Source organism: Microcoleus sp. Pol17C6 (assembly GCF_036701145.1).
GTDB lineage: Bacteria > Cyanobacteriota > Cyanobacteriia > Cyanobacteriales > Microcoleaceae > Microcoleus.
Window position 1 is genome coordinate 1 of record NZ_JAUBQH010000119.1, and the last position, 5,384, is coordinate 5,384.

General features: G+C 46.5%; 4 protein-coding genes and 1 pseudogene. 3 read left to right on the forward strand and 2 right to left on the reverse strand.

The window, feature by feature from the left end; genetic code table 11:
• Positions 1 to 126: pseudogene (locus tag QUA25_RS28450) on the forward strand (photosystem II q(b) protein); the annotation flags it as partial.
• Between the two features lie 326 nt (positions 127 to 452).
• On the opposite strand, the gene fabF reads toward QUA25_RS28450, so the two are convergent.
• Entirely contained in the window at positions 453 to 1,706 is a 1,254-nt protein-coding gene (gene fabF, locus QUA25_RS28455; protein ID WP_333043027.1) for a beta-ketoacyl-ACP synthase II, read from the reverse strand.
• Between the two features lie 97 nt (positions 1,707 to 1,803).
• On the reverse strand, positions 1,804 to 2,058 hold the full coding sequence (gene acpP / locus QUA25_RS28460) for an acyl carrier protein (protein WP_006633716.1): 255 nt from the start codon (positions 2,056 to 2,058) through the stop codon (positions 1,804 to 1,806).
• A gap of 385 nt (positions 2,059 to 2,443) precedes the next feature.
• On the opposite strand from acpP, the gene QUA25_RS28465 reads away from it, so the two are divergent.
• Positions 2,444 to 3,349, forward strand: coding sequence for a CoB--CoM heterodisulfide reductase iron-sulfur subunit B family protein (locus tag QUA25_RS28465; protein WP_333043029.1), 906 nt, complete (start codon positions 2,444 to 2,446; stop codon positions 3,347 to 3,349).
• Between the two features lie 339 nt (positions 3,350 to 3,688).
• Entirely contained in the window at positions 3,689 to 4,900 is a 1,212-nt protein-coding gene (locus QUA25_RS28470) for a chloride channel protein (RefSeq protein WP_333043031.1), read from the forward strand.
• Positions 4,901 to 5,384 lie beyond the last annotated feature (484 nt).

Here is a 5,384-nt window from a genome sequence, read left to right on the forward strand (position 1 = left end):
GTGATCAACCGCGCTAACTTGGGTATGGAAGTAATGCACGAGCGCAATGCTCACAACTTCCCTCTCGACTTGGCTGCAAGTGAAGTCACTCCAGTAGCTTTGGTTGCTCCTTCTATCAATGGCTAAGTTTTAGCTTGAGATTGACAAAAAGCGCTCCTAGAAATAGGGGCGCTTTTTGTTTGGAGAAAAAATTTTTTAGAGTTCTCCTTGTGTTATCTTCTGTTAACAAACTAAGTCATATCAAGTCCGCTTGAGTAGTTGTAATTCAGAGTCCTGAAGGAACTGAAGAATCTAGCCCTTTCGGCAACGCGCTTATTTCGTTGCGCTTGACTCATAACAAGTAAGCGTTTTGAGTCAAGCGATCGCCCGATCTAAAATTTATCTAAAAATTAAAAGGTGAAAAATTAATTTTTCACCTTTTAACTCTCGACTCTCGATTTTAAAATTGTCCGTTACTGAACAAACTTCTTGAATGCCAGTGTCACGTTGTGGCCGCCAAATCCAAAGGAATTCGACAGCGCCACATCAACTTTTAGATCGCGGCTTGTATGAGGAACATAGTCCAAATCGCACTCAGGATCGGGATTTTCCAGATTAATTGTCGGCGGGATTTTGTCATTGGCGATCGACATTACCGTCGCCACCGCCTCAATTCCCCCAGAACCGCCCAAAAGATGGCCGGTCATTGACTTGGTAGAACTAATTGCTACTTTGTAAGCATGGTCTCCCAAAGTCTTTTTAATCGCTTTCGTTTCCGTAGAATCGTTGGGAAGGGTGCTCGTGCCGTGAGCGTTGATATAGCTCACTTGATCCGGCGTCAAACCCGCATCCTTGAGCGCTAAAGCCATCGCCCGCGACGCACCTTCCCCCCCCGGTACCGGAGAAGTCATGTGATACGCATCGCAAGTTAAACCGTAGCCGACGATTTCTGCGTAAATCTTCGCGCCACGCGCCAGAGCGTGTTCCATTTCTTCTAGCATCAGAATGCCAGCACCTTCGCCGACGACAAAACCATCACGATCGCGATCGAACGGACGGCAAGCATGAGTCGGGTCATCGTTGCGAGTCGAAAGCGCCCTCGCCGCAGCAAAACCCGCCACGCACAAAGGTGTCACCGCAGCTTCCGTACCGCCGCAAATCATGGCTTGCGCGTAACCCCCCTGAACTAGGCGAAACGCATCGCCCACGGCATTTGACCCGGCAGCGCAAGCCGTCACGGTGCAAGAGTTTGGCCCCTTAGCGCCCGTTTGAATCGCCGTCAGCCCCGCGGCCATATTCGCAATCATCATGGGAATCATAAACGGGCTGCATCGATCGGGGCCGCGAGTCAGATAAATCTCTTGCTGCTCTTCCAAAACCTTCAGGCCACCAATGCCAGTGCCAAGAATGACACCCACCTGTTCTGCGTTCAGGTCGTTAATCTCAAACTTCGCATCAGCAACAGCTTGTTTGCTCGCTGACACCCCAAATTGAGCAAAGCGATCCATCCGCTTTGCTTCCTTGCGCTCTAAATAGTCGTGTGGGTCGAAACCCTTCACCTCTGCGGCAAAGCGGCAGTCGTGCCGCGACGGGTCGAATAAGGTGATCGGGCCTATACCATTCTTCCCGGCAAGCAACCCGTCCCAATATTCGGACAAGGTATTGCCGATCGGTGTAATCGCGCCGAGACCCGTGATAACAACGCGCTTACGCTCTAAATTTGTCATGATTTCAGTTTCAAAAAATTAAACACCCAGAACGCAGAACAAAAGAGGAGTTTCCAGTTTTCTAACTTCTCTCCTCTTAGGGGAAAAGACAGGTATTTTATGCTTTTGGAGCTGCAAGTTTGCTGCTGATGAAATCTACAGAAGCTTGAACCGTAGTAATTCCTTCGGCTGCTTCGTCAGGAATTTCAATATCAAACTCTTCTTCCAAGGCCATGACCAGCTCTACTGTATCTAAGGAATCTGCTCCTAAATCGTTAGCAAAGTTGGCTTCGGGCTTGACTTCGCTCTTATCGACTTCCAGTTGCTCTGCCACAATTTTCTGGACTCTAGCAAAAATGTCGTCTTGGCTCATAACATCGTGTCCTCATTGGTTGCTGCGTATCTAATCTTATCCGAAAGGGGGATCTGCAGGACAAAGGCTGGCCGCTTTTCTAAGTGACACGGGCCAGCGACAATTGGGACACGGACGATCGCAGCAACTCTAGGACTAAGGCAAAAAAACCCCCAATAGCCCAAAATCAATCATTTCGTTTAGCCACCTGATAACGTAGAGGAACCTGATTTTTGGTCGATGGTCCGTCAGTCATCAACTCAAAATGCTTGAGAAAAGCTGACAATTGGCTCCTAGCTAGGCGGTGATACGTTAATTATAAAGAGGGAAAACTAAGCAGGAAGCCTCCCGACCTCCACCGCTCTCGTTTCTTGTCCCTTGCCTTGTCTCCCCAGCAGAAACAATTATGCCATCCCCAAATCTCAAATATGCTTATTTTCCCGGTTGCGTTGCCCAAGGGGCGGCCCGCGAACTTTACCTGTCTACTCAAGCGCTGACTCAAGCGTTGGGGATTGAACTGGTGGAACTCAAGAAAGCTTCCTGCTGCGGTTCTGGCACTTTCAAGGAAGATTCGCAGTTGCTCGAAGATACTGTCAACGCCCGCAATATTGCTTTGGCTGAGGAACTGAATTTGCCTTTGCTGACGCATTGCAGCACTTGTCAAGGAGTAATCGGTCATGTGGACGATCGCCTCAAGGATTGCCAAAAAACCGATCCCAACTACATAGAAAAAGTCAACGGTTTACTCCAAAAACAAGGCTGTTCGCCTTATCAAGGCAGTACCGAGGTGAAACATCTGTTGTGGGCGATCGTTGCCGATTACGGGCTCGACGAGGTGCAGAAGCGAGTCACCCGCAAGCTTTCGGGCTTGAAGTGCGCGTCTTTTTACGGATGCTACCTGCTGCGAGCTCAGGATAAGCTGCTTTACGATGACCCGCACCAACCCGAATCGATGGAAAATGTATTTCGGGCGATCGGGGCAACTCCTGTTTATTATCGAGGGCGGACGCAGTGCTGCGGCTGGCCGTTGGCGAGTTATGCCACTAACCAATCTTTTCAAATGGCAGGCAAACATATTCAAGATGCTCTTGACAATGGCGCTGATTGTATGGTAACGCCTTGTCCTCTCTGTCACTTGAATTTGGATTCGCGACAGCCGGAGGTGGAAAAAGTAATCGGGCGCAAGTTGGGTTTGCCCGTGTTGCATTTGTCACAATTGGTGGCTTTGGCTTTGGGTGTGGAGCCAAAAAAACTAGGGATCGATCGACATATTGTTTCAACTAAGCCCGTGTTAGAAAAATTAGGCTTTTAGTCGAGCGATTTGCACCGCTTTGCAGCAATACTAATTATCAAAAAGTTTGCAACAGTTGGTAGAGGGGCTACTGCACCAAAATCCTTGCTACAAGCCAAAATATCAAACAACAAATCCTTACAACTGTTGCACAACTTTGGGAAATTGGCATAAAGACTTGAGTTTTTTCTCAAATCAAATCCGGTTAGATCGGAATTATACAGAGCCCGCGAGCCGAAAGCTCGATCGGGCTCATACATTTTTGAGTCAATAGAAGATACAGACAAAAAAACAGTATACTATTATACAAAATAGTTTTTAAGACTTCCTAACTTCCTAGTTAGAGACAAGGAGTAAACAATGAAACGAAACCCAGTAAATCTCACACGTTCGGTATTCCTATGGGCAATGCTAGGAATCATTTGTGGTTTGTTTGGTGCAAGTTATTGGATATTTTTGTCTTACATAATGCTGGGATTTGAATATTTTAGTGGACTTTCTCTACTAATCATCATGCCCCTTGCGGGTTTGCTCATCGGTTTGCTCATTCATTGGCTGGGAAATCCTGGCGAAATAGGGTTGATTATTGACAATATTCATCTCAATGGTGGGCGATTACCAATGAAGGAGAATCCTTCGATGATTCTGTCGTCGCTAATCAGTATTGCAAGTGGAGGCAGTGCTGGTCCAGAAGCACCAATGGTGCAAGTAACAGGTTCAATTGGTACGTGGTTAGCCGATCGCTTTCAATTGCGTGGAGAGGCACTACGAACTTTGAGTATTGCTGGCATGGCATCGGGTTTTACAGTTTTGTTCGGCGCTCCTTTGGGTGGTACTTTTTTTGCTTTAGAAATCCTGCATCATCAGAATGTTGTGGAGTATTTTGAAGCAATATTGCCTGCGGTCGTGGCCAGTTGTGCAAGTTACACCATTTTTGTAGCAATTACCCAGCTAGGAATTGGTCCTACCTGGCATTTTCCTCAATACAATGTGGACAGCCTTTATGACTTTGGCGCCGCGATTGCTTATGGAATCGTAGGTGCGATCATGGGGTGGCTTTTTATCGCTGTATTTCGCAGTGTAGGTCGCTTGTTTGATGCGATACCCAGTCCAATCTATGTGCGAACTACTTTAGCTGGGCTAGCACTTGGTGTTTTATCAGCTTTATTTCCGCTCACTCGTTTCTTTGGCGAACATCAAATTGAAAAAATTGTTGAGGGAAACTTTTCTTTGGGATTTGTCTTAACTTTAGTTATTGCTAAAGTGTTTGCCATTAGTACGACCGTAAATGGAGGCTGGCGGGGGGGGATTATCATCCCACTGTTTTTTATAGGAGCCTGTTTAGGAAAAGCAATCGCTATCATTAATCCCGCATCCAACGAGACTTTGGCAATGATTTGTGTAATGGCTGCTCTGAATTCAACAGTTACTCGAACTCCAATTAGTACAACTCTGCTACTCGCCAAGTTGACAGGATTCAGCACTTTTACACCGATTCTCTTCGCTAGTCTCGTCGGTTTCTTCTTGGCTCCACAATATCCCTTCATTACCTCACAGCGTAAAATTGATTGACAAAGGGCTAGAAATCCTCTAATAGCTCCGTGTAGCCGTAAAAAATACGTGCAATTTGCGAGTGTCGAGTCTCAAGGCTTCTGCCATTACAAATGCACCAATGGCATCAAACAACATCTAGCCGTTGATACCAGTCAGCTTGCTGTTTTTTATCCATTGCCCATTTTACACCATTCTTAAGAACAGGCAAGATGCCTGTTCCACAACAAGTGCATTTTCTTGTGGGGTGGGCAGGAGAACCCACCCAGAGAAGGGTTATTGATAATGGTGCAATATCTCAGATCCCTTGCACAAAAACCAGTGTGTTCGATGACTGTGGCTTGATTGAAATGTTGATTCACCACTGCGATTACTTTCACACTCGGGCTCGTTAATATTCCGAAGACGATCGTTCTGCAAGGGCAAGAGGTAAGCTGATACGCAGCTAGATTGTATAATATAAATATAAAATAAGCGCTCATTAGTTAGAATGTATGCCAGCCAA

Coding starts and splice junctions, on each gene's coding strand:
- QUA25_RS28470 (WP_333043031.1), top strand. CDS start 3,689: ATGAAACGAAACCCAGTAAATCTCACACGTTCGGTATTCCTATGGGCA.
- acpP (WP_006633716.1), bottom strand. CDS start 2,058: ATGAGCCAAGACGACATTTTTGCTAGAGTCCAGAAAATTGTGGCAGAG.
- fabF (WP_333043027.1), bottom strand. CDS start 1,706: ATGACAAATTTAGAGCGTAAGCGCGTTGTTATCACGGGTCTCGGCGCG.
- QUA25_RS28465 (WP_333043029.1), top strand. CDS start 2,444: ATGCCATCCCCAAATCTCAAATATGCTTATTTTCCCGGTTGCGTTGCC.